General features: G+C 46.7%; 1 protein-coding gene. It reads right to left on the bottom strand.

Translation table 11 applies throughout. From position 1 onward, the window contains the following. The coding region (locus AAEY79_RS14255) for a hypothetical protein (protein ID WP_352288896.1) at positions 1 to 375 on the bottom strand (375 nt) is incomplete at both ends.

The following is a 375-nucleotide window of genomic DNA, read 5'->3' as shown; positions in this document are numbered from 1 at the left end:
ATCAAAGCGAATGCTGATCTCTGGCTGGCCATCACGAAGAGTGGTATTGATGTCACTAAAGCGGTCTGATTCTGACAAGGCATTAACCAGTCGGTCCGCGCTTTGTTTAAGTTGAACCAAATCATAGCCCGACAACTCAATTTCAAGTGGGGTTTTAAAGCTGAATAATTCAGGATGTTCAATCTGAGCCTCTAGCTCAGGGATATTTCTTGCGGTATTGCGCAGTACCTGACTAACCGTATTAAAGGCTAAAGGATCCGCTAACACCACTTGTAATCGGCCCCAGTTTTCACCGCCTCTGGCGGTGTCCGATGTCATTAAGCCACCGCTACCCGCTTGACTATAGGCGTGTTTAACATCGTCACGGTCTTTAAT

Origin of the sequence: Psychrobacter sp. GW64-MNA-CIBAN-0177 (assembly GCF_040309585.1) — a bacterium.
Taxonomy (GTDB): domain Bacteria; phylum Pseudomonadota; class Gammaproteobacteria; order Pseudomonadales; family Moraxellaceae; genus Psychrobacter; species Psychrobacter okhotskensis.
The sequence above is the reverse complement of the archived record's forward strand: the minus strand, read 5'-3'. Positions and strand labels throughout refer to the sequence as shown.